The sequence below is a fragment of the Vibrio sp. V01_P9A10T6 genome, assembly GCF_963877065.1.
Lineage (GTDB): Bacteria > Pseudomonadota > Gammaproteobacteria > Enterobacterales > Vibrionaceae > Vibrio > Vibrio anguillarum.
The window spans coordinates 24,198-46,046 of record NZ_CAWNTB010000145.1; the positions used below are offsets into that span (position 1 = coordinate 24,198).

Below are 21,849 nucleotides of genomic sequence, written 5' to 3' on the forward strand. Positions count from 1 at the left end.
ATGAGCAAGGATAAAAAAGCCGAAACCCAGAGATTTCGGCTCCATTGCATGAGCGAGAGTTTAACTGCTGACTTGAATGCGCTCAATATTAGCGCCAAGAGCCGACAGTTTATCTTCAATTCTTTCGTAACCGCGATCGATATGGTAGATGCGATCGACGATGGTTTCACCTTTTGCGATACAACCGGCAATCACTAGGCTGGCTGAAGCACGTAGATCGGTCGCCATCACCTGCGCACCACTCAACGATTCCACATCACCACAAATCACAGTATTCCCTTCAATCTCCGCTTTTGCTCCCATACGCATCAGTTCAGGAACGTGCATAAAACGGTTTTCAAAGATGGTTTCAGTGATCTTGCCACCACCTTTTGCCATCATATTGAGTAGGGTAAATTGTGCTTGCATATCGGTTGGAAAGCCAGGATGAGGCGCAGTGCGAATCGAAACCGCCTTAAGCTCTTTTCCGGTCATATCAAGGCTTATCCAGCCCTCACCCGTTTCAATCTCAGCGCCCGCTTCTTCCAGTTTTGCTAACACGGCCTCTAACAAATGCGAGTGAGTGTTGTGGCAAACAATTTTTCCGCGAGAAACAGCCGCCGCGACTAAAAACGTGCCCGTTTCAATGCGATCAGCCACAACAGCGTGTTTACCACCACCCAAACGTTCAACACCTTCAATGGTAATGGTATCGGTGCCTGCACCGGATACTTTTGCACCCAGCTTATTCAAAAACAGTGCGGTATCGACAATTTCAGGCTCACGCGCAGCGTTGTCGAGTACGGTTGTGCCTTCGGCAAGGGTTGCGGCGCACATAATGGTAATGGTGGCACCCACGCTCACTTTATCCATGACGATGTGTGCACCTTGTAGACGACCTTCGACACTGGCTTTCACGTAGCCATCTTCTAAGGTGATGGTGGCACCAAGCTGCTCTAAACCGTGAATATGCAGATCGACAGGACGAGCGCCAATGGCACAGCCTCCAGGTAGCGAAACTTGGCCATAACCAAAACGAGCCACTAATGGACCGAGAGCCCAAATAGAAGCACGCATGGTTTTGACTAAATCATACGGCGCGCAATATTCATCAATTTGACTAGGATCGACATGAACTGAGCCATTACGTTCGACTTTAGCGCCTAAACGTTTGAGCAGTTCCATTGTGGTATCAATATCGCGAAGGTGTGGCACATTGGCCACTTCTACTGGCTCAGAGGCCAAAATAGACGCAAATAAAATAGGCAGTGCAGCGTTTTTGGCACCTGAAATGGTCACTTCACCTTGAAGAGGTTGTGTTGACCCAATAACTCGAAACTTTTCCATCAATAAACCTTACAGCGACATCAACTTTTTATCACGAGCCCACTCTGTTGGTGTGAACGCTTTAATAGAAAGGGCATGAATGTCGTTTCTTTGAATGTACTCCATCAGTGGAGCATAAATAAGTTGTTGTTTTTTAACGCGACTCATCCCTGCAAAACAAGCATCAACAGCGATAACTTCATAGTGGCTACCTTCACCTTTGACGTGGATCTCTTCAAGGTTTAGTGCTTGTTCTAATAACTGTTGTACTTTTGCGCTATCCACAATGTTCCCCTGCTTAATTCTTTATATGTTGAGCCATTAAACGATCAATGTTGCTCAATTGGAATAGTGTGCGCAGTTGCTCTGGCACGAAACTGAGCATTATATGACAGTTTCGTTTTTTTGCATGCTCTATTAGGTGGATTAACATCACCATTCCGGCAGAGTCTATGCGCTCAACGTTTTTCAGTTCAATCTCAAACTGTGTACTCACCGGGTTCCATTTTTGGATAAACGCCCATAAATCAGGCACATGCTCTCTGTCTAATGCGCCTGACAAAGCCGCAATCGGCATATCAGTTTGATGCCACTGCGGATGAATCATTGCGCTTTACCTTCAAAACGGATCGGCTGATCCGCCAATTGTTGCAGTTCATTGGCAACCGCTAAGATACCATCTTGGCGAATTTTACCGCTCCATTCAGATTGCTTACTGGAGAGCAAACTCACTCCTTCTGCAATCATATCAAAGACTTGCCATTCGCCATTTTTCTCTTTGCGCAATTTAAACTCAAGTTTGATGTTCGGTCGTGGCGTATCAATAATATCCACCTTCACGCTGGTAATGCGTTTATCATCCGACACCGCCTGTTCAGGCTCGAACTCAATAATTTGGTTACTGTATTGAGTCAATACTTGCGCGTATGCACTGACAAGATAAGCACGAAATGCGGTGATGAATGTGGCGACATCTTCACGTTTGGCCCCTTTTAAGTTTGGGCCCAATAACTTCAGTGCCGCATACTGTTCATTGACATAAGGCATCAGTTCTTGTTCCACGATCTCTTTCAAATATTCAGGATTGTGGTGAATCGCTTCTTGTTCTGCTTTCAAACGAGTAAATGCCGTTTCAGACACCTGCTTCATCATGGCATAGGGCTGGGTTTTATCCACATTGGCCGCCTGCACAAACATGGCGGCAACAAGGGTAAATACAAAAATCAACGTCCGTTTAAACACTGTTTTTATAAACACTGTTGTTACTCCTTACCTTTTTCTTGTGAGCCACCACCGACGCTATACAGCACTTGGCCAATCAAATCTTCTAATACGAGGGCGGATTTTGTGTCTTCAATTAAGTCACCCTCTTTTAACATCTGTTCATCTTCAAAGACAAACCCGGGCACAAGCCCAATGTACTGCTCACCAATCAATCCAGAAGTTAGAATTTGCACACTCGACGTTTCTGGAAATTGATCATATTGACTGTTAATAGCCATAGTAACCACAGGCAGCAAACTCTCTCTATCGAGTTTAATCTCGGCCACTCGCCCAACGACTACACCACCCACTTTGACTGGCGAGCGCACTTTTAAACTACCGATATTGTCAAATTCAGCTTTCAGTTGGTAAGTATGGTTGGAACCCAACCCTTTTACGTCAGCGACCTGAAAAATCATCACCAGAATTGCGCAAATTCCAGCAAGGACAAAGCTACCGACCCAAAGTTCTATTTTTCGTGTTTGCTGCATGATTAATTCCCAAACATCAATGCGGTGAGTACAAAGTCTAGCCCTAATACAGCTAAAGATGAATGCACTACGGTTCTTGTGGTGGCACGGCTAATACCTTCCGAGGTTGGAATAGCATCGTAACCGTTAAACAGTGCAATCCAAGTCACTGTGATGGCAAACATCACGCACTTGATCATACTGTTGCCAATATCTTGTCCTAGCTCTACCGATGACTGCATCGCAGACCAAAAACTGCCGTGATCAATCCCTTTCCAATCCACGCCAACAAGCTGGCCTCCCCAAATGCCGACCGCCATAAAAATCATCGCTAGCAACGGCATTGATATTAGCCCAGCCCAAAAGCGAGGAGCGATAATACGTTTGAGCGGATCAACCGCCATCATCTCTAAACTGGAAAGCTGCTCGGTGGCTTTCATCAGGCCGATCTCAGCGGTAAGTGCAGAACCAGCACGCCCAGCAAACAGCAGCGCAGTCACCACGGGCCCAAGTTCACGCAATAAAGAGAGCGCAACCATCTGCCCAAGGCTACCTTCCGCGCCGTAATCGACCAAAATCACATAGCCTTGCAGGCTCAACACCATGCCAATGAACAAGCCAGAAACGACAATAATCGCCAGCGACTGAACACCAACACTGTAGAGCTGCTTCACTAACAATGGAAAATTCTGAATAGGCCGTGGGCGGCTCACTAATGCGCCAAACAGCATCAAGCTAGCTTTGCCAAAGGCTTGGCAAAATTCGAGCGTACGGCGACCGAGCCCTTCAATCCAGTCAGTCAATGTAGACATCATGAGAATAAATCCTTTTCTAGGCTTTGCGCTGGAAAGCGAAATGGTACTGGGCCATCAGCCTCGCCTTGTAAAAATTGTTGTACGCGAGGATCGCTATTTTGATAAAGATCGTTTGGCGTTCCTTTGGCAATCACTTTGCCGTCAGCCAGCAAATAAACCCAATCGGCAATGCTCATCACTTCAGGAACATCATGAGAGACCACTATCGAGGTCACCCCTAAAGCTTGATTCAAATTGCGGATCAATTCCACCAGCACGCCCATGGTGATCGGGTCTTGCCCCACAAACGGCTCATCATACATGATCAGTTCCGGATCCAGCGCAATCGCGCGCGCTAATGCAGCCCTTCTTGCCATACCACCGGATAATTCGCTCGGCATGAGCAAGGCGGCACCGCGCAGACCAACCGCTTCTAATTTTAATAAAACTAATGTCTTAATCAGCGATTCATCTAATTGAGTGTGTTCACGTAAAGGGAAAGCCACATTATCGAACACATTTAAATCGGTGAATAACGCGCCCGACTGAAACAACATGCTCATTTTTTTACGAGCTTGATACAGCTTTTTGCGACTGAGCATCGGGATGTTTTGTTTGTCGAACCAAATCTCACCTTGTTCAGGAAACAGTTGTCCGCCAATAAGACGTAGCAAAGTGGTTTTACCAATACCCGATGGCCCCATAATGGCGGTAATTTTTCCTTGCGGAACGCTGAGACTCACGTCATCGAAAATCTTCCGTCCTGAACGGGAGAAGGTTAAATTCTTGATTGTGACAAGATCGTTGATTGGCATCATGAGTGTTTCACTATTGTTGTCCGCCCCAAAATGATGGGCAATCATAAGCATAACGTTCTAAAATTAAAAGCACTGTTCAATTACATCCTAAAGTAAAGCATCATCTTTCGCCAAAACAATCTTCCGGTCATTTATTGATGGATAGCTAACTAAACCATGAATTGAACGTAATTAATTGGATCTTCAGCTTCCCTTTTCGCAACCAACACGTCAAAATTAGCGGTTAATTGCATCATTTTTTCACTCATTTCATTAATTAGGTATCATCATGATCGAAGCGGTAGCGTTTCTCATTGTAGGTTTGGTGTTTTTAGTCTGGAGCGCTGACAAGTTAGTCTTTGGTTCTGCCGCGCTTGCTCGTAACTTCGGCATCTCGCCATTAGTGATCGGCATGACTATTTTAGCAATGGGATCATCAGCACCAGAGATGATGGTATCGGCAACGGCCGCTTTGGATGGGAAAACCGATACTGCCGTCGGTAACGTGCTCGGTTCTAACATCGCTAACATTGCTTTGATCTTGGGTATTACAGCACTCATCAAACCGCTTTCCGTCAGTTCTGCGGTACTCCGCCGTGAACTGCCGCTGATGATTGCGGTCACACTACTTGCTGGTGCGTTATTGTGGGATAACCACTTAGGATTCTATGAAGGTGTGTTGCTGTTTGCACTTTTCGCTGTGTTTATCATCGCGATGCTCCGCATTAGCCGTAACGAGCAAAAACATGGTGACGCGCTGCTTACCGAGCAGGAATCTGAAATACCGCAGGGCGTGAGCAACGCAAAAGCGGCTATTTGGGTAGTGATTGGGCTTATCATTCTGCCGATTGCTGCCAGCGTGTTAGTCGATAACGCCGTCATTATCGCTAAGTTTTTTGGCATGAGCGACTTGGTAATTGGCCTGACGATCATCGCTGTTGGGACCAGCTTGCCAGAATTGGCCGCCTCACCTCACTCACAAGTGTGTTGAAAGGCGAAGATGATATGGCTGTGGGCAACATTATTGGCTCGAACGTATTCAATATTCTTGCCGTGATGGGCTTACCCGGCATTCTTAATCCATCGATACTCAGTGAGCATGCGATGGGACGCGATTTTTGGGTAATGCTTGGCGTATCTCTGCTACTGGTTGCCATGGCTTTAGGGAAATCGCGTAGTATTAACCGCATTGAGGGAGGCGTGCTCTTCCTCACTTTTATCGGATACCAAGCTTATCTACTTATGAATATGACCGCTTAACCCAAACTCGGAGTATCGAATGTCGAATCAGTTTGATTATCGCAGTGTTGCACAGCAAGTTCTCGCCACCGAAATGGCGGCTTTACAGCAGCTAGAGCAATACTTTGACGACTCATTTTGCCAAGCGTGTGAAATGATCATTGCCAATGATCACGGCAAAGTGGTGGTGATGGGTATGGGTAAATCAGGCCATATCGGTAAAAAAATTGCCGCGACCTTAGCCAGTACTGGCACTTCGGCATTTTTCGTACATCCAGGAGAAGCGGCGCACGGTGATCTTGGTATGATCGAGCGTGGCGACATCGTAATTGCTATTTCAAACTCTGGCGAATCCTCGGAAATTTTATCACTGTTTACTGTGCTAAAACGGCTCAATATTCGCATCATCAGCATGACAGGCAACCCGTCATCGAATATGGCAAAGTTGGCCGATCTTCATTTGCAAATCACTGTCCCACAAGAGGCATGCCCGCTTGGCCTTGCGCCAACCTCCAGCACCACCGCAACGCTAGTGATGGGCGATGCGTTAGCCGTCGCACTCTTGCAAGCACGCGGCTTTACCGCTGAAGATTTTGCGCTGTCTCATCCCGGTGGGGCTTTAGGTCGAAAATTGTTGCTCAAGCTCTCTGATATCATGCACATTGGCGATGCATTACCAACAGTGCAACCAAATGCATTGATCCGCGATGCCTTACTTGAGATCAGTCAAAAAGGCTTGGGGATGACAGCGGTAGTAGACAGCAACATGCAGCTTATTGGCATCTTTACTGATGGCGATTTACGCCGCATCTTAGACAAACGAATCGATATTCACAGCGCGGCAATCAGCGAGGTGATGACGCAAAACCCAACGGTAGCAAGCCCTAACATGCTCGCGGTCGAAGGGCTAAACCTAATGCAAGATAAACGAATCAATGGCTTGATGCTGTGCGAAAATGGCACATTGGTCGGTGCATTAAACATGCACGATTTGCTCAAAGCAGGAGTGATGTGATGACCATGATTGATACACTCTACGGCCCGGTCTCACTGCCTATTCTCGACATAGCCAAGCAGATAAAACTGCTGATCTGCGATGTGGATGGCGTCTTCTCTGATGGCTTAGTTTATATGGGCAATCAAGGCGAAGAGCTAAAAACCTTCCACACTCGAGATGGTTACGGCATAAAATCATTGATGAATGCTGGCATTGAAGTGGCGATCATTACAGGTAGGCAGTCAAAAATTGTCGAAAACCGTATGGCCGTATTAGGCATTACACTGGTTTATCAAGGTCAAGATGACAAGGTCAAAGCCTATAACGACATTTGTCGCCAGCTCAATATTGCCCCAGAACACACAGGGTATATCGGTGATGACTTGATTGATTGGCCAGTAATGGAAAAAGTCGCGCTGAAAGTCTGTGTCGCGGATGGTCACCCGCTATTAGTTAAACGCGCAAACTACGTGACCCATATAAAAGGTGGGCATGGCGCTGTACGCGAAGTGTGTGATTTGATTTTGCAAGCTCGCGGTGAGTTAGATGTGCACAAAGGCTTAAGTGTATGAGTTTATCTCGTGTCCTCTATGTGATACTGATTTTTATCGCATCGTGGTCAGCCTATTACTTGTTCGATAAAGAACAAAATACCGATATACAAGTTGCTCCGAACTTGGAGTTACCGTCGTTTAGTGGAAAAAATCTCGACAACACCACCTATAACGAGCAAGGTATCCGCAGCTACATCATTCAATCGACGCATCTGGATCATTACGCAAAAAGTGGCGATACCATTTTCGAGTACCCGATACTCAAAGTCTTCCGTGATGGTATTTTGCAAGAGTGGGAGATTACCGCCAAACGCGGCGTACTCGATGAAGAGCAAGTACTCACACTGTATGACGACGTACTGGCAAAAAACCTATTAGCAGATTCTGGTTTTGATACGCTTTCAACCATTAAGATGAGCATTCAACTCAATAATCGCGATTTTTGGGCCGATAATCAGGTCGATTTGGTTGGGCCACAATTCGAAACACAAGGACAAGCGATGAAAGGCAACTTTGCCGACAATACCGCTATTCTTTATAACCATGTACAAGGTAGATATGAAACTCTCACACCTTAGTCTTATTGCTTGTTTAGCGATTTCTGGTCACGCATTGGCATTGTCCACCGATAATGCCCAACCAGTTTACATCGATTCTGACAGCCAACAGCTCGACATGAAAAGCAACAAAGTGACTTTCCTTGGTGATGTCAAACTCAAACAAGGCAGTATCAGTATCAACGCCGACAAAGTGATTGTAACTCGTGATGCGAAAGATGGCTCCATTCAAGAAATTGAAGGATATGGCAACCTCGCCACTTTTTCGCAATTAACCGACGATGGCAAAACCTTGTATGGTGAGGCGAAAGAGCTCTATTACAAATTGGCCGATGATCAGTTGACGATGATCGATCAAGCCATGTTGTCACAAGATGATAGCATCATCCGTGGTACGAAAATTCGCTACAAAATTTCGTCACAGAAGCTGATGGCTGATGGTAACTCTAACGAGCGAGTATCGACTGTGCTTCAACCGCAAGCCACTACGACACAAGAATAATTATGGCCATACTTAAAGCAGAACATTTAGCAAAAAGCTATAAAAAACGCAAAGTTGTCTCTGACGTCAGCTTGCAAGTAGAATCGGGGCAGATTGTTGGCTTACTCGGTCCTAACGGCGCAGGAAAAACCACATCGTTTTACATGATCGTCGGTCTTGTCGCTCGTGATGAAGGTAAGATCAGCATTGATGATCACGACATCAGCATTTTACCCATGCACAGTCGCTCACGCTTAGGGATCGGCTACTTACCTCAAGAAGCGTCTATTTTCCGAAAATTATCGGTCGAAGATAACATCATGGCGGTACTTGAAACCCGTGAATCGATGACCCGTGAAGAGCGCCAAGATAAACTCGAAGATCTACTAGAAGAATTTCACATTCAACATATCCGCCATAGTGCGGGAATGGCGCTATCGGGTGGTGAACGTCGCCGAGTTGAAATTGCCCGCGCTCTTGCCGCAAACCCACAATTTATTTTGCTTGATGAACCCTTTGCAGGGGTCGACCCCATTTCCGTTATCGACATTAAAAAGATCATCCAACACCTGCGAGATCGTGGCTTAGGCGTTTTAATCACAGACCACAACGTTCGAGAAACATTGGACGTCTGTGAAAAAGCCTATATTGTAAGCCAGGGTCGTTTGATCGCAGAAGGTACACCACATGACGTGCTCAATAATGAAGAGGTAAAACAAGTTTATCTCGGTGAACAATTCCGTCTATGATTAAGTAGAGAGTGACATCAATTCTAAAAATAATAAGGTAACTGGCACTGAATGAAACCCTCATTACAACTGAAGCTCGGCCAACAATTAGCGATGACACCGCAGTTACAACAAGCCATTCGTTTGTTGCAACTCTCCACATTGGAACTCCAGCAAGAGATCCAAGAGGCTCTAGAGTCTAATCCATTATTGGATGTTGAAGAGGCCTATGAAGAGAATGCCACCGCCGATGTTCATAGCATCAATGAGGAGAAAGAAACCAGTGCTGAGGTGTTAGATATTGAGCCACAAGACAGCTCTGACTTAATTGAAAAATCCGAAATCAGCAGCGAGCTTGAGATCGACACCACATGGGATGATGTCTACAGCGCGAACACAGGCAGCACAGGGATCGCCCTTGATGATGACATGCCCGTGTACCAAGGTGAAACAACGCAAACCCTGCAAGATTATCTACTGTGGCAATTAGATCTCACACCGTTTAGCGACACCGACCGCAGCATTGCTCTTGCCTTGATTGACGCCATCGATGACTACGGTTATCTCACCGTTTCTTTGGATGATATTTTAGAAAGCTTTGCTGATGAAAATATCGAGCTTGATGAAATTGAAGCCGTTCGTAAACGTGTTCAGCAGTTTGATCCCCTCGGTGTGGCTTCAGTCAACCTTCAAGACTGCCTGCTTTTACAATTAGCGACCTACCCTGCCAGTACCCCTTGGTTAGAAGAAGCTAAACAGCTGCTGATCCAACATATTGATCTGCTCGGCAATCGTGACTACAAGTTGATCATCAAAGAAACCAAGTTAAAAGAAGAAGATCTGCGAGAGGTATTGCAGCTCATTCAACAACTTGACCCAAGACCGGGAAATAATATTTCAACCGAGCACGCCGAATACGTTGTGCCTGACGTGTCTGTTTACAAAGATCACGGCAAATGGGTGGTCACAATAAACCCAGATAGCGTACCAAAACTTAAGATAAATCAACAATATGCAGCATTAGGCAAAGGTAACAGTGCCGATAGCAACTACATTCGCAGCAATTTGCAAGAAGCAAAATGGCTAATTAAGAGTTTAGAAAGTAGAAACGAGACACTGCTCAAAGTTGCCAAGTGTATTGTTGAACATCAACGTGATTTCTTTGAGTATGGTGAAGAGGCGATGAGGCCAATGGTACTCAATGACGTTGCTTTAGCGGTAGAAATGCATGAATCCACCATATCAAGGGTGACAACGCAGAAGTACATGCATACTCCGCGTGGTATTTTCGAATTGAAATACTTCTTCTCCAGCCATGTCAGTACCGACAGCGGGGGAGAGTGTTCATCGACTGCAATACGAGCACTGATTAAAAAACTGGTGGCCGCTGAAAATACAGCCAAACCATTAAGTGACAGTAAAATTGCAGATCTACTGGCTGACCAAGGGATTCAGGTAGCTAGACGGACGATAGCTAAATACCGTGAATCGTTGGGCATTGCTCCATCGAGTCAGCGCAAACGCCTACTGTAAGGCACAAAACAGAGAAGGAAAGTCTATGCAAATCAACATTAATGCCCATCACATTGATCTGACCGATTCAATGCAAGACTATGTAAACTCGAAGTTTCAAAAACTTGAGCGATTTTTTGACCATATCAATAACGTACAGGTTGTTTTACGTGTTGAAAAAGTACAACAGATCGCTGAAGCTACGCTCCACATAAATCAAGGTGATATCCACGCCGTGGCCGACAATGAAAATATGTATGCTGCCATTGATAGTTTAGTGGATAAACTCGTAAGACAACTCAACAAGCATAAAGAAAAGCTAAGTAGTCATTAATCATGCAATTAAGCGAAGTACTCTCATTGGACTGCACGAAAAGTGCGGTCCAATGCACCAGTAAAAAAAGAGCCCTAGAAATCATTAGCGAAATCGCTGCTGAGTATTCAGGTCAAAATTCCACCGAGCTGTTTGAATGCATGCTCAGCCGAGAAAAAATGGGCAGTACTGGTATTGGTAATGGCATCGCCATTCCTCATGCAAGAATGACCAACAGTGATCGTGCCATTGCCGTTTTGCTGCAGTGTGAAGAACCGATTGAGTTTGATGCCATTGATAATCGACCTGTCGATCTACTGTTTGCGTTGCTCGTTCCTGAAGAGCAGTGCAAAGAGCATTTAAAAACGCTCGCTTGTATGGCCGAGCGCCTCAATGACAAACAAGTTTTAAAACAGCTTCGAAGTGCACAAAGCGATCAAGAGCTGTACGACATCATGACTAACCAATAACCACCGAGCCGAAACTATGCGTTTAATCGTTGTGAGTGGTCAATCAGGCGCAGGGAAAAGCGTTGCTTTACGAGTACTGGAGGATCTCGGCTACTATTGTGTCGATAACCTTCCCGTCAACTTGTTGGATGCGTTTATTCAATCAGTCCAAGGCAGCAAACAAAATGTCGCGGTGAGTATTGATATCCGTAACTTGCCCCAAGAGCCTAGTTTGGTTGCGGATGTTTTAGAGCAGCTAAAACAGAATAACGACGTTAGTGTGCTGTTTCTCGATGCCAGTAAAGAGACACTACTCAAGCGCTACAGCGAAACGCGTCGTATCCATCCTCTCTCATTAAACGCCGATAAACCTTCGCTTGCGCAAGCGATTGAATTGGAAAAGTCGCTGCTTGCGCCGCTCAAAGAGCAAGCCGATTTAGTGCTCGATAGCAGTAATCAATCGTTGCATGAGTTGAGCGAAACCGTACGCATGCGAATTGAAGGACGTGAGCGCAAAGATCTGGTGATGGTGTTTCAGTCTTTTGGCTTCAAATATGGACTACCCAGCGATGCAGACTACGTGTTTGATGTGCGTTTTTTACCCAACCCACATTGGGAACCCGATCTTCGCCCATTAACTGGCCTGGATGCACCAATTAAGTCGTTTCTTGAACGCCATAGTGAAGTAATTGAACTTAAACAACAAATTCAAAAGTTTGTTGAATACTGGCTACCGATGCTCGAAAAAAACAACCGCAGTTATCTCACAATTGCGATTGGTTGCACCGGTGGTAAGCACCGCTCCGTTTACCTGACTCAACAGCTTGGCGAGTACTTTGCTCAATTAGGTCACCAAGTACAGATACGCCATACATCATTAGAAAAACAGCAATAGGAGCGATGGTATGCCACTATTAAGTAAAACGGTTTTAATCCAAAATCGCTTGGGCCTTCATGCTCGTGCAGCCGTTAAGCTGGTTGAACTGTCGCAATCTTTTGATGCGGTGGTCACCATTCAAAGTGAAGAAGGAAAAGAAGCCACTGCAGATAGTGTAATGGGTTTATTGATGCTCGAATCCGCACAAGGTCAATACATCACCATCAATGCTGAAGGCTCACAAGCAGAGCCTGCTTTGCAAGCGGTTAGTTCGCTGATTGAACATAAATTCGATGAAGACGAGTAAGCACAAGGCTTACACTCCACTCTCCCACAGACAGCGCATGCGCGCCCCTGATAGTCAAAATAAATTCAGTGCTTAATAAGAACTTATTAAATAAGGCCTAGAATTAAGTTACTATTCAACACATTGTAAGAATCCTAAGTAGGGGGAAACCATGGCCGAGCAAATTGAATTTGATCAAGCTCACCTAACCCTCCAAGAAGTCAGCGAAGCTTTAGAAAATGGTCGTTTTGTCCATGTCCGTCGCCAATTGCAGGACATGGAGCCAGAAGATATTGCTCACCTCTTAGAAGCCTCTCCACGTAAAAGCCGGGAGGTGTTATGGCAACTCACCGACCCAGAAGACTACGGTGAAATCCTTGATGAGCTCAACGAAGACGTCAAAGATGCTCTAGTTTCCAAAATGGCACCCGAAAAACTGGCAGAAGCGACCGAAGGCATGGACACCGATGACGTGGCCTATGTACTGCGTAGCTTGCCAGATGACGTGTCACGCGAAGTGCTTTCGCAGATGGACAGCGCTGATCGCCAGCGCGTTGAAACCGCACTCTCCTATTCAGAGGAAACAGCCGGCGGGATCATGAATACCGACGTGATCACCATTCGTGGTGACGTTGATATTGACGTGGTTTTACGCTATTTACGCATGCGCGGCGATCTGCCCGAAGCAACCGATGCACTTTACGTGATTGACGATGAAAGTAAGCTGATTGGGCATCTCTCACTCACCACCTTGCTGACCACGCAACCGGATATTCCAGTAAGTGAAGTCATGGATGATGCCGATGAGGCGATTTTGGTCACCACCAGCGACTCCGATGTTGCCAGCCTGTTTGAACGTCGCAACTGGGTATCCGCGCCTGTGGTGGATGAAAACCAGCACTTAGTCGGTCGGATCACCATTGATGACGTCGTTGACATCATTCGTGAAGATGCCGAACACTCAATGATGAGTATGGCTGGTATGAACGATGACGAAGATACCTTTGCTCCGGTAGTCAAATCCGCACGTAAACGGACTATCTGGCTTGGGGCAAATGTTTTGGCCGCCCTCGCCGCTGCTTCTGTTTCCAACATGTTTGAAGCGACACTTGATCAAATGGCTGCCATTGCCGTGCTAATGACCATTGTGCCCTCAATGGGTGGTGTCGCAGGTAACCAAACCGTGGCCTTGGTCATTCGTGGTTTAGCATTGGGACATATCGGTGACAGTAACCAACGCGAATTGCTATTCAAAGAAGCGGCAATCGGTTTTTTAAATGGCATCATGTGGGCTACCATTATTGGCGGCATTGTGGTGGTATGGAAAGGCAATTGGATGCTTGGCGGCATCATTTCCGCAGCAATGATGGCCAACCTACTCATTGCCGGGATCGCCGGCGTCACCATCCCAATTTTACTGAAAAAAATGAAAATCGACCCGGCTCTTGCTGGCGGAATGGCGTTAACAACCGTCACCGATGTGGTTGGGCTTTCTGTCTTTCTCGGCTTGGCGACCATTTTGATGTAGCCATATTTTGATGTAACCCTATAGTGATACATACCCAAACCACCCATAAAAAAAGCTTGGTTGTTATACCAAGCTTTTTCATATTCAGCTTAAGCGATTATTCGCCCGCAATTTTCATCGATTCAAGTAAAATAGACCCAGTTTGGATTTGCGAGCGTGTTTCGACATCACTCCCTACCGCCACCATTTGCTGGAACATATCTTTCAAATTACCCGCGATAGTAATCTCAGATACAGGGTATTGAATCACACCGTTTTCAACCCAGAAACCAGCGGCGCCACGCGAATAATCACCTGTCACTGCATTAACACCTTGGCCCATCACTTCAGTGACTAACAAACCTGTACCCAACGCTTTGAGCATCTGCTCAAAGTTTTGCCCTGTGGATTGAACATACCAGTTATGGATGCCACCCGCGTGACCAGTTGGAGTCATCTTCATTTTACGAGCGGCATAGCTGCTCAGAAGATAAGTCGAGAGCACGCCATCAGTAATGATTTGGCGGTCTTGAGTAAATACCCCTTCACTATCAAATGGGCTTGATGCCAACGCACGTAATACATGGGGTTTTTCGGCAATATTGAACCAATCGGGTAAAATTTTCTCGCCTAACTTATCAAGTAAAAAGGAAGATTTACGATACAAGCTGCCACCACTGATCGCCATCACCAAATGGCCAATCAAACCTGTCGCTACATCTGCGGCAAACATCACCGGAACTTTGCCCGTCTTCAGTTTTTTTGCATCTAAACGGCTGATGGTTTTTTCTGCAGCTTGTTGCCCGACCAGCTCTGGCGACCATAAATCGTCGCGGTGACGTGCAACGGTATAGCTATAATCACGCTCCATCTCACCATTTTTACCCTCACCGATCACGCAGCAGCTAATACTATGACGGCTAGAGGCATAACTCGCGAGCAAACCATGGCTATTACCATACACTTTCACACCGTAATGGCTGTCATAACTTGCGCCATCACTTTGTTTGATCTTGTTGCTGTAAGCTAACGCTTTCTCTTCTGCAGCAATGGCAATTTTAGCGGCCATGTCCGGGTTAGGTTCATCGGGATGGAAGAGATCTAAATCAGGAATATTTCGCACCATTAACTCTTTAGGTGCAGGGCCTGCATAAGGATCTTCAGAAGTGTAAAGCGCAATATCAAGCGCTGCAGCGACCGTCTGCGCAATTGCTTTTTCACTGAGATCTGACGTCGACGCACTGCCTTTACGTTGCCCACGATACACAGTGATGCCTAATGCCCCATCACTGTTAAATTCTACGTTTTCAACTTCACACATTCGCGTCGAAACACTCAGGCCGGTACTTTTGGTGATCGCCACTTCAGCAGCATCAGAACTGAGCGCAGCCATCTCTAATGCCTTAGCAACCGCCGCTTCAAGTTCGATGCGCTGCTGAGCAACTTGTTGTTTTACGTCCATATCTCATCAATTATTAGCAAACAATGCCATTAGGATAACAAGAATTTCGCTTTCTCCCCACGATTCTTGCTAAAATAGCTGACATACATAACTCAATAGATGAAGAAAATGGCGCGTAAGAATCAAAAAGCTCCTTGGGAAGAAGAAGAGGAGATCATTTGGGTTAGCAAAACCGAAATGAAAAACGACATGACTGAGCTACAAAAACTGGGTGAAGAGCTGGTTGCTCTGAAGCCATCTCAGTTAGCAAAAATTCCGATGTCTGAAGATTTGATGGATGCCATCAAAGATGCTCAGCGTTTTAGCATGGAAGCCAGACGCCGCCAACTGCAATACATTGGTAAAATGATGCGTACCATCGATGCTGAACCGATTCAAGCGGCATTGGATAAACTGCGTAACAAGCACTCACAAAATACCGCCATGCTGCATAAGCTCGAACAGATGCGTGATCGTATTGTGGAGAAAGGTGACAGCGCGATTGAAGATGCGATGGCACTCTATCCAGAGATGGATCGTCAACGTCTGCGCCAATTAGCGCGTCAAGCAAATAAAGAGAAAGCCAACAGCAAACCACCAAGAGCATCACGAGAGATTTTCCAAGTGCTCAGAGAGCATAACGATAAGTCAGTGTAACCTGTCATAGTGCTGATTAGACGCAAAAACCTCACCTAAACGTGTGAGGTTTTTTTTATTCCCCTGCACGCACAAAATCACTGAGCTGCGCGTCTGCGTGTTGCGCGGAAAGTGCCTCAATGCGATCACTCACTAACACATGTCCTTGAGCCATAAACGCAAAATGGCTCGCAATCGCTTTGGCATCACTGATATGGTGCGTCACCATCACTACAGTGATCTCTCTTTCTGCGGCTAACTGCTTAACCAAAAGCAGCATCTCTTCTCTGAGTAGCGGATCCAAGGCGGAAAAGGGCTCATCCAGCAGCCAGATAGGATGTGGTTGTACAAAACAGCGCGCCAGAGCAACTCGTTGACGCTGCCCCCCTGAGAGCTGCTCAGGCAAGCGATCAAGTAGCGCAGCCAAACCCACTTGCTGCGCGGCGCACTCAACTAACGCCTTTTGCGAAGTGGTTAATTTCAGCCCCGGATGTAACCCAAGGCTAATATTTTCACGCACAGTGAGATGGGCAAAAAGATTGTGCTCTTGAAACAGCATCGAAAAAGGACGCAAGTGTGGCTCCTGTCCAAGTAAGGATTGCCCTTGCACTCGGATATCGCCGCTTTTCGGTGCAATAAAGCCCGCAACTAAGCTCAGTAAAGTTGACTTGCCCGCGCCACTTGGCCCCATCAAAGAGAGAATCGCCCCTCGCGGTACAGAAAGCGAAAATTCAAACCACTCCTGTTGATACTCATAATGTACGGCCTTGAGTTCTAACATTGCTTTACCTTTGAATGTGAGTGAAATAACCGCTCAATGAGGGCAAAACACCCCACACTGAGTAGCAACAGCGTAAGAGAAACCACCGCCGCCGCTTGCATTTGGTAACTGCCCAGCAGTTGGAACAGGTAAAGCGGTAAGGTTCTAAACTCTTGGCCACCAAATAGAGCAATCGCACTTAGATCCCCCATTGAGAGCAAAAAGCTGATCGCAAAGGCATGCGCTAAGGGTTTACGCAACGCACGCAGCTCAATCACTTGCAAACGCTGCCACCCTTTAATGCCAAGGCTGGCACATAACCATTGATATTGCTGCGCGATATGCAGCATAGGTTGCGCCAATGTTTTCAACACATATGGCAATGCCATTAAGCCATTGACGAAAAAAACTACCCAATACGCTAGGCTAAATGCATCGGTCCAGATACGCAGCAACAGAAAAAGCCCGGTGCTGATAACAAGCCCTGGCGTGACCAAAATAATCGCGCCAATCAACTCTAGTTGGTCCGCCTTACGGTTGTGCTGCTGCAGGCGCCAAGCGCGAGTCGTGATGAGTATGGCAACCCCAGCCGAAACAGCAACCACGCTTGCCAATAACGCCACTTGCAGTGAAGACCAAAGCGCACGCCAGAATTGCTCATCGCTCAAGACGTGAAAAAGCTGCGAATTTAAACCGCTCAAGATGACCATCACCAGCGGCGGAAGTACTAACAGCAACGCAAGGAAGATCCATGCGCCGTCCCAGCATTGTGCTTTTCGATTGTCTCGACTAACCACATAATCACTCGCTTGACGCCCTGTGGTGATGGCTAATGGCTTCGCTAGACGTGAAATGGATAGAGACAGCAGCCCGCATAACAGCATCTGCCACAGCGCAAGCAGCGCGCCGGCTTGTAAATCAAAATCAAATTTGATCGCCTGATAAATCGCCAGCTCAATCGTGGTTGATTTAGGCCCGCCGCCAAGTGCCATCACAGTGGCAAAACTGGTAAAACAGAGCATGAACACCAAACCACAGACATGAGGAAGCTGCTGACGCAAACGCGGCCATTCAACCCAACGAAATTTGTGCCAATGACTCATGCCAAGATGCGCGCATAACTTATGTTGTTCAGCCGGGATCGACTCTAACGCTTGCAGCAATAAACGGCTGGCATACGGGAGATTAAAAAACAGATGCGCCAGTAAAATACCGTTTAATCCGTAAATGGAAAACGGCAGTTTGCTATCAAACCACGCAAGCAGCGAGGCGAGCAGACCGCTATTACCATAAATGGCCAACAAACCAAATACGCCCACCAGCACTGGAAGCACTAAGGTCGTTGCAAACAATTTGATCAGCAGCGCACGTCCCCAAAATCGACGACGGTAAAGTGCGTGAGCAACAGGAACCGCGAAACCAACACTGAGCAGCATCGACAAGCTGGCTTGGTAAAAACTAAATTGAGTAACATGGCGATAATACGGGTCTTGCCATACATGCATCACATTTAAGCTGGGTGCTTGTAACAGCAACGCCGCTAACGCACTGATGACAAAGGTCGCGACAAGCATCGCGACCCCAATACCTATTTTAGGAATAGCATTCAAACTTTATCGAACCTTAAAACGTTAAGGCGGTTTGCCACTCACGGATCCACGCTTTACGCATCTCAGACACCTCTTGTGCGCTAAAGGTAAGCGCCTTTGGTGGCACAGCCAGCGTTTCAAAACCTTTCGGTAGCGCGACAGACGTCACAGGATACATCCAGTTTCCGGTTGGCATCACCGACTGAAATTGATCACTTAAAATAAAGCGCATGAACTCATCGGCCAATTTGCCGTTATCACTGTGTTTTACTTTCGCAGCCACTTCCACTTGCATGTAGTGTCCTTCGGCAAAATCAGCAGCCGCGTACTTGGCGTCATTTTCCGCAATCAAATGATAGGCTGGAGAGGTAGTGTAAGAGAGCACCAGATCGGACTCACCTTTTAAAAACATCGCATAGGCTTCTGACCAACCTTTGGTGACTGTCACCGTCTTATTGGCGAGCTGTTGCCATGCCAAATTGGCTTTCTCACCATAGACAGATTTCATCCACAGCAGTAAGCCTTGACCGGGTGTTGAAGTGCGCGGATCTTGATAAATCACTTTAAGATCATCGCGCTTTTCTACCAACTCTTTTAAGCTTTTTGGTGGGTTTGCTAATTTCTCTTTATTGTAAACAAAGGCAAAATAGCCGTAATCATAAGGAACAAATGTTTCATCACTCCAACCACCGGGTAGCGTGACTTGGCCCGTCTCGACATTATGATCTGCCAATAAGCCAGTCTGTTTGGCCTCGGCCATTAAGTTGTTATCTAAACCGAGTACGATGTCTGCTTTACTGTTATTACCTTCAAGACGCAAACGGTTTAGGATCGATACCCCATCATCGAGTGCCACAAACTGAAGATCGCAAGCGCATTGTGCTTCGAATGCTTTTTCAATCGCCGGTCCCGGGCCCCATTCTGATGCGAACGAGTCATAGGTATAAACGGTAAGGATATTGTCAGCGGCATGCGCTGAAAAAGAGGTGATGGTAGCAAGTGCAATGGTATTAAGAGTGGTGTTCAACTGGTCGCTCTCCTTGGTTGAGCGGCACAGGCTTGAGGAGGATGAGAATATTCCATTATTCCTATTCTGAGATCCTAACCCAATTCCTACGCCAGCATTATCTGGTTCAGGTTTACGGGTCCCAAGCTCACGCTTGATCTCAGCAGCATTCATTGAGATGAATGATTTGCTCCCCGTTGAGTGAGGTGGATTGTAATTGGAATTAACGCAATAAGCTATACCGTTGGACGTGAGTCATATCCCCAACGCGGCACAAGCCCTTGTTCAACGCCCAAATGGTCTAAAATACGCGCCACCATAAAATCGACCAAGTCTTCAATTGACTGCGGCTGATGATAAAAACCGGGGGCAGCGGGCATAATGGTGACGCCCATTTGCGACAACTTGAGCATGTTTTCTAAATGTAAGGTGGAAAACGGAGTTTCGCGCACCACTAACACCAGTTGGCCACGCTCTTTCATCACTACATCGGCGGCACGTTCGATCAAATTATCGGACATGCCATGGGCAATCGCCGCAACGCTGCCTGCCGAACATGGGCACACCACCATCTGTTTTGGCGCAGCAGAGCCCGAAGCCACTGGAGAGAACCACTCTTCTTTGCCACACACGACAAGCTGTGAGGCATCGCAGTGTAAATGTTCCACCAACGCAGCTTTGGCTGCCTCAGTCCCACTGGGCAACTTCAAACCGTGCTCGGTTGCAAGCACAACGCGCGCGGCCGAAGAGATCAAAAGATACACTCGGTAATCTGCAGCCAATAAACACTCCAACAGACGAAGTCCGTAAGGAGCACCTGAAGCGCCAGTAAAGGCTAAAGTGATGGCTTTCTGTTGTGTTGTCATAACTCTCTATTTCGTTTGTGTCGCTGGCATTACATGGCTTGATTTAATGCAAGTAGAAGCTTGTTATGAATACCTTCAAAGCCACCATTGCTCATCACCAAAATGTGATCGCCCGGCTGGGCTTCCTGTGCAATTTGCGCGACGAAAGCATCAATATCATCATTCACTTGCGCTGGTTGTGAGCATTGATCAGCTACATCCTGCACCGACCAAGCAAGATTGTTCGGCTGATAGAGATAAACTGAATCGGCTTGCTGTAATGACGCCGCTAAAGTTTGCTTATGTACACCCAACTTCATCGTAGCCGAACGAGGCTCTAAAACCGCGATAATTTTCTGATCGCCTACCTTGTTACGTAAACCACCCAAAGTAAGTTCAATGGCCGTTGGATGATGAGCAAAATCGTCATACAACGTAATACCGTTCACTTCGCCTTTGAGCTCTAAACGACGTTTGGTATTGATAAATTTGCCCAAAGCTTGACAGGCTAAATCTGGAGTGACCCCTACGTGACGCGCCGCGCCAATCGCCATTAAGGCGTTATCGACATTATGATCGCCAACCAAATCCCAAGTTACGCGCCCCACGCGTTCATTGTCAAAGAACACATCAAATTGCGAACCATCACGCGTGATTTTTTCAGCTTTCCACTGCGCTTGCTCACCGGTAAACTCGGTTTCGCTCCAGCAGCCACGTGCGAGAACATCCGCTAATGCGCGCTCTTTTTGCGGAGCAAAAATACGGCCATTACCCGGAACAGTACGCACTAGATGATGAAATTGGCGCTTAATCGCTTCAAGATCGTCAAAAATGTCCGCATGATCAAACTCTAAGTTGTTCAACACTAAAGTGCGTGGGTGATAATGGACAAACTTAGAACGCTTATCGAAAAAAGCGCTGTCATATTCATCGGCTTCAACCACAAAAAACATGCTTTCGCCCAAACGCGCAGAAATACCAAAGTTGCCAAGTACGCCTCCCACCAAAAAGCCTGGTTGGTAACCACAATCTTCCAAGATCCACGCCAACATGCTCGACGTGGTGGTTTTACCGTGTGTACCAGCCACCGCAAGAACCCAGCGGTCATGCAACAGGAACTCTTGCAACCATTGCGGGCCAGAGGTGTAACGCAAGTTGTGGTTCAGCACATATTCAACACACGGATTGCCGCGACTCATGGCGTTGCCAATCACCACCAAATCAGGCTTTGGCTCTAATTGAGCAGGGTCAAAGCCTTCGATAATCTCGATCCCTTGAGACTCCAATAACGTACTCATCGGTGGGTAAACGTTGGCGTCGCTGCCGGTAACTTTATGACCTAATTGCCGCGCTAAAACGGCAACACCGCCCATAAACGTACCGCAAATCCCAAGAATGTGAATATGCATAAATCCTAGCCTCGCACATGGCGTTGTGAGTGAT

General features: G+C 46.7%; 25 protein-coding genes, 1 pseudogene and 1 riboswitch. Of the genes and pseudogenes, 13 read left to right on the plus strand and 13 right to left on the minus strand.

The annotated features are described in order from the left end of the window. Positions 1-60: 60 nt before the first annotated feature. The 7 genes from murA to mlaF are packed head-to-tail and all read right to left on the minus strand — an operon-like array spanning position 61 to position 4,647. The gene (gene murA / locus AACQ21_RS08325) at positions 61-1,326 is read right to left on the minus strand and encodes a UDP-N-acetylglucosamine 1-carboxyvinyltransferase (protein ID WP_026029130.1); all 1,266 of its coding nucleotides are present in this window, start codon (positions 1,324-1,326) and stop codon (positions 61-63) included. A 9-nt stretch (positions 1,327-1,335) separates the two neighbouring features. Next, a complete protein-coding gene (ibaG, locus tag AACQ21_RS08330; RefSeq protein ID WP_013855981.1) occupies positions 1,336-1,590 on the minus strand; it encodes a BolA family iron metabolism protein IbaG in 255 nt (84 codons plus the stop codon). A 13-nt stretch (positions 1,591-1,603) separates the two neighbouring features. After that, on the minus strand, positions 1,604-1,912 hold the full coding sequence (locus AACQ21_RS08335) for an STAS domain-containing protein (protein WP_010318828.1): 309 nt from the start codon (positions 1,910-1,912) through the stop codon (positions 1,604-1,606). Continuing rightward, on the minus strand, positions 1,909-2,547 hold the full coding sequence (gene mlaC, locus AACQ21_RS08340; protein WP_105977623.1) for a phospholipid-binding protein MlaC: 639 nt from the start codon (positions 2,545-2,547) through the stop codon (positions 1,909-1,911). The genes AACQ21_RS08335 and mlaC overlap by 4 nt, the downstream gene beginning before the upstream one ends. 20 nt (positions 2,548-2,567) lie before the next feature. After that, the gene (mlaD, locus tag AACQ21_RS08345; RefSeq protein ID WP_010318826.1) at positions 2,568-3,059 is read right to left on the minus strand and encodes an outer membrane lipid asymmetry maintenance protein MlaD; all 492 of its coding nucleotides are present in this window, start codon (positions 3,057-3,059) and stop codon (positions 2,568-2,570) included. A 2-nt stretch (positions 3,060-3,061) separates the two neighbouring features. Continuing rightward, the gene (gene mlaE, locus AACQ21_RS08350) at positions 3,062-3,853 is read right to left on the minus strand and encodes a lipid asymmetry maintenance ABC transporter permease subunit MlaE (protein WP_013855979.1); all 792 of its coding nucleotides are present in this window, start codon (positions 3,851-3,853) and stop codon (positions 3,062-3,064) included. Next, on the minus strand, positions 3,850-4,647 hold the full coding sequence (gene mlaF, locus AACQ21_RS08355; protein WP_026029128.1) for a phospholipid ABC transporter ATP-binding protein MlaF: 798 nt from the start codon (positions 4,645-4,647) through the stop codon (positions 3,850-3,852). The genes mlaE and mlaF overlap by 4 nt, the downstream gene beginning before the upstream one ends. Before the next feature lie 271 nt (positions 4,648-4,918). Here mlaF and AACQ21_RS08360 point away from each other — a divergent pair. The 12 genes and pseudogenes from AACQ21_RS08360 (at position 4,919) to mgtE (ending at position 14,150) form a co-directional block, all read left to right on the plus strand. Continuing rightward, positions 4,919-5,889 (plus strand): annotated as a pseudogene (locus AACQ21_RS08360) (calcium/sodium antiporter). A 19-nt stretch (positions 5,890-5,908) separates the two neighbouring features. Beyond that, the gene (gene kdsD / locus AACQ21_RS08365; RefSeq protein WP_017046458.1) at positions 5,909-6,883 is read left to right on the plus strand and encodes an arabinose-5-phosphate isomerase KdsD; all 975 of its coding nucleotides are present in this window, start codon (positions 5,909-5,911) and stop codon (positions 6,881-6,883) included. Next, positions 6,880-7,437, plus strand: coding sequence for a 3-deoxy-manno-octulosonate-8-phosphatase KdsC (kdsC, locus tag AACQ21_RS08370; RefSeq protein ID WP_094124238.1), 558 nt, complete (start codon positions 6,880-6,882; stop codon positions 7,435-7,437). Before kdsD ends, kdsC begins: the two co-directional genes overlap by 4 nt. Continuing rightward, a complete protein-coding gene (lptC, locus tag AACQ21_RS08375) occupies positions 7,434-7,997 on the plus strand; it encodes an LPS export ABC transporter periplasmic protein LptC (RefSeq protein ID WP_013855973.1) in 564 nt (187 codons plus the stop codon). Before kdsC ends, lptC begins: the two co-directional genes overlap by 4 nt. Next, entirely contained in the window at positions 7,978-8,478 is a 501-nt protein-coding gene (gene lptA, locus AACQ21_RS08380; protein WP_013855972.1) for a lipopolysaccharide transport periplasmic protein LptA, read from the plus strand. The genes lptC and lptA overlap by 20 nt, the downstream gene beginning before the upstream one ends. 2 nt (positions 8,479-8,480) lie before the next feature. Next, complete coding sequence (gene lptB, locus AACQ21_RS08385; protein ID WP_013855971.1) at positions 8,481-9,206, plus strand: LPS export ABC transporter ATP-binding protein; 726 nt, start codon at positions 8,481-8,483, stop codon at positions 9,204-9,206. 51 nt (positions 9,207-9,257) lie between these two features. After that, the gene (locus AACQ21_RS08390; RefSeq protein WP_105977602.1) at positions 9,258-10,718 is read left to right on the plus strand and encodes an RNA polymerase factor sigma-54; all 1,461 of its coding nucleotides are present in this window, start codon (positions 9,258-9,260) and stop codon (positions 10,716-10,718) included. A 25-nt stretch (positions 10,719-10,743) separates the two neighbouring features. Then, positions 10,744-11,031 carry a ribosome hibernation promoting factor gene (gene hpf / locus AACQ21_RS08395; RefSeq protein WP_013855969.1) on the plus strand — a complete coding sequence of 96 codons (288 nt, stop codon included), beginning with the start codon at positions 10,744-10,746 and terminating at the stop codon, positions 11,029-11,031. Between the two features lie 2 nt (positions 11,032-11,033). Further along, on the plus strand, positions 11,034-11,480 hold the full coding sequence (gene ptsN / locus AACQ21_RS08400) for a PTS IIA-like nitrogen regulatory protein PtsN (RefSeq protein ID WP_013855968.1): 447 nt from the start codon (positions 11,034-11,036) through the stop codon (positions 11,478-11,480). A gap of 16 nt (positions 11,481-11,496) precedes the next feature. Further along, positions 11,497-12,354, plus strand: a complete 858-nt coding sequence (gene rapZ, locus AACQ21_RS08405) for an RNase adapter RapZ (RefSeq protein WP_010318814.1) — start codon at positions 11,497-11,499, stop codon at positions 12,352-12,354. A gap of 10 nt (positions 12,355-12,364) precedes the next feature. Next, entirely contained in the window at positions 12,365-12,643 is a 279-nt protein-coding gene (locus AACQ21_RS08410) for an HPr family phosphocarrier protein (RefSeq protein WP_013855967.1), read from the plus strand. Between the two features lie 151 nt (positions 12,644-12,794). After that, positions 12,795-14,150 (plus strand): magnesium transporter, encoded by a 1,356-nt coding sequence (gene mgtE / locus AACQ21_RS08415; RefSeq protein ID WP_017043402.1) that lies wholly within the window; start codon positions 12,795-12,797, stop codon positions 14,148-14,150. A 97-nt stretch (positions 14,151-14,247) separates the two neighbouring features. Here the strand turns inward: mgtE and pmbA are convergent, their stop codons facing one another. Further along, positions 14,248-15,591, minus strand: a complete 1,344-nt coding sequence (gene pmbA, locus AACQ21_RS08420) for a metalloprotease PmbA (protein WP_010318811.1) — start codon at positions 15,589-15,591, stop codon at positions 14,248-14,250. 108 nt (positions 15,592-15,699) lie between these two features. Between pmbA and yjgA the strand changes: the two genes are divergently transcribed. Next, positions 15,700-16,227 (plus strand): ribosome biogenesis factor YjgA, encoded by a 528-nt coding sequence (gene yjgA / locus AACQ21_RS08425; RefSeq protein WP_010318810.1) that lies wholly within the window; start codon positions 15,700-15,702, stop codon positions 16,225-16,227. Between the two features lie 55 nt (positions 16,228-16,282). On the opposite strand, the gene thiQ is transcribed toward yjgA, so the two are convergent. The 5 genes from thiQ to mpl all read right to left on the minus strand — a co-directional run bounded on the left by thiQ (position 16,283) and on the right by mpl (position 21,815). After that, complete coding sequence (gene thiQ / locus AACQ21_RS08430) at positions 16,283-16,987, minus strand: thiamine ABC transporter ATP-binding protein (RefSeq protein ID WP_094144721.1); 705 nt, start codon at positions 16,985-16,987, stop codon at positions 16,283-16,285. Beyond that, a complete protein-coding gene (gene thiP / locus AACQ21_RS08435; protein WP_105977603.1) occupies positions 16,981-18,576 on the minus strand; it encodes a thiamine/thiamine pyrophosphate ABC transporter permease ThiP in 1,596 nt (531 codons plus the stop codon). Before thiP ends, thiQ begins: the two co-directional genes overlap by 7 nt. Positions 18,577-18,589: 13 nt before the next feature. After that, positions 18,590-19,582, minus strand: a complete 993-nt coding sequence (thiB, locus tag AACQ21_RS08440) for a thiamine ABC transporter substrate binding subunit (RefSeq protein ID WP_094146896.1) — start codon at positions 19,580-19,582, stop codon at positions 18,590-18,592. 66 nt (positions 19,583-19,648) lie between these two features. Next, positions 19,649-19,768, minus strand: a riboswitch (TPP riboswitch). A 29-nt stretch (positions 19,769-19,797) separates the two neighbouring features. Continuing rightward, the gene (locus AACQ21_RS08445) at positions 19,798-20,427 is read right to left on the minus strand and encodes a flavin prenyltransferase UbiX (protein WP_013855960.1); all 630 of its coding nucleotides are present in this window, start codon (positions 20,425-20,427) and stop codon (positions 19,798-19,800) included. A 29-nt stretch (positions 20,428-20,456) separates the two neighbouring features. Then, complete coding sequence (gene mpl / locus AACQ21_RS08450) at positions 20,457-21,815, minus strand: UDP-N-acetylmuramate:L-alanyl-gamma-D-glutamyl-meso-diaminopimelate ligase (RefSeq protein ID WP_064625920.1); 1,359 nt, start codon at positions 21,813-21,815, stop codon at positions 20,457-20,459. Positions 21,816-21,849: the final 34 nt, after the last annotated feature.

Bases quoted from the DNA above. Each gene is read 5' to 3' on its own strand.
- ptsN (WP_013855968.1), top strand. From the start codon at position 11,034: ATGCAATTAAGCGAAGTACTCTCATTGGACTGCACGAAAAGTGCGGTC.
- AACQ21_RS08410 (WP_013855967.1), top strand. From the start codon at position 12,365: ATGCCACTATTAAGTAAAACGGTTTTAATCCAAAATCGCTTGGGCCTT.
- pmbA (WP_010318811.1), bottom strand. From the start codon at position 15,591: ATGGACGTAAAACAACAAGTTGCTCAGCAGCGCATCGAACTTGAAGCG.
- mgtE (WP_017043402.1), top strand. From the start codon at position 12,795: ATGGCCGAGCAAATTGAATTTGATCAAGCTCACCTAACCCTCCAAGAA.
- murA (WP_026029130.1), bottom strand. From the start codon at position 1,326: ATGGAAAAGTTTCGAGTTATTGGGTCAACACAACCTCTTCAAGGTGAA.
- mpl (WP_064625920.1), bottom strand. From the start codon at position 21,815: ATGCATATTCACATTCTTGGGATTTGCGGTACGTTTATGGGCGGTGTT.
- AACQ21_RS08445 (WP_013855960.1), bottom strand. From the start codon at position 20,427: ATGACAACACAACAGAAAGCCATCACTTTAGCCTTTACTGGCGCTTCA.
- kdsD (WP_017046458.1), top strand. From the start codon at position 5,909: ATGTCGAATCAGTTTGATTATCGCAGTGTTGCACAGCAAGTTCTCGCC.
- rapZ (WP_010318814.1), top strand. From the start codon at position 11,497: ATGCGTTTAATCGTTGTGAGTGGTCAATCAGGCGCAGGGAAAAGCGTT.
- mlaD (WP_010318826.1), bottom strand. From the start codon at position 3,059: ATGCAGCAAACACGAAAAATAGAACTTTGGGTCGGTAGCTTTGTCCTT.
- AACQ21_RS08390 (WP_105977602.1), top strand. From the start codon at position 9,258: ATGAAACCCTCATTACAACTGAAGCTCGGCCAACAATTAGCGATGACA.
- thiQ (WP_094144721.1), bottom strand. From the start codon at position 16,987: ATGTTAGAACTCAAGGCCGTACATTATGAGTATCAACAGGAGTGGTTT.
- yjgA (WP_010318810.1), top strand. From the start codon at position 15,700: ATGGCGCGTAAGAATCAAAAAGCTCCTTGGGAAGAAGAAGAGGAGATC.
- lptB (WP_013855971.1), top strand. From the start codon at position 8,481: ATGGCCATACTTAAAGCAGAACATTTAGCAAAAAGCTATAAAAAACGC.
- AACQ21_RS08335 (WP_010318828.1), bottom strand. From the start codon at position 1,912: ATGATTCATCCGCAGTGGCATCAAACTGATATGCCGATTGCGGCTTTG.
- mlaE (WP_013855979.1), bottom strand. From the start codon at position 3,853: ATGATGTCTACATTGACTGACTGGATTGAAGGGCTCGGTCGCCGTACG.
- lptA (WP_013855972.1), top strand. From the start codon at position 7,978: ATGAAACTCTCACACCTTAGTCTTATTGCTTGTTTAGCGATTTCTGGT.
- lptC (WP_013855973.1), top strand. From the start codon at position 7,434: ATGAGTTTATCTCGTGTCCTCTATGTGATACTGATTTTTATCGCATCG.
- hpf (WP_013855969.1), top strand. From the start codon at position 10,744: ATGCAAATCAACATTAATGCCCATCACATTGATCTGACCGATTCAATG.
- mlaF (WP_026029128.1), bottom strand. From the start codon at position 4,647: ATGCCAATCAACGATCTTGTCACAATCAAGAATTTAACCTTCTCCCGT.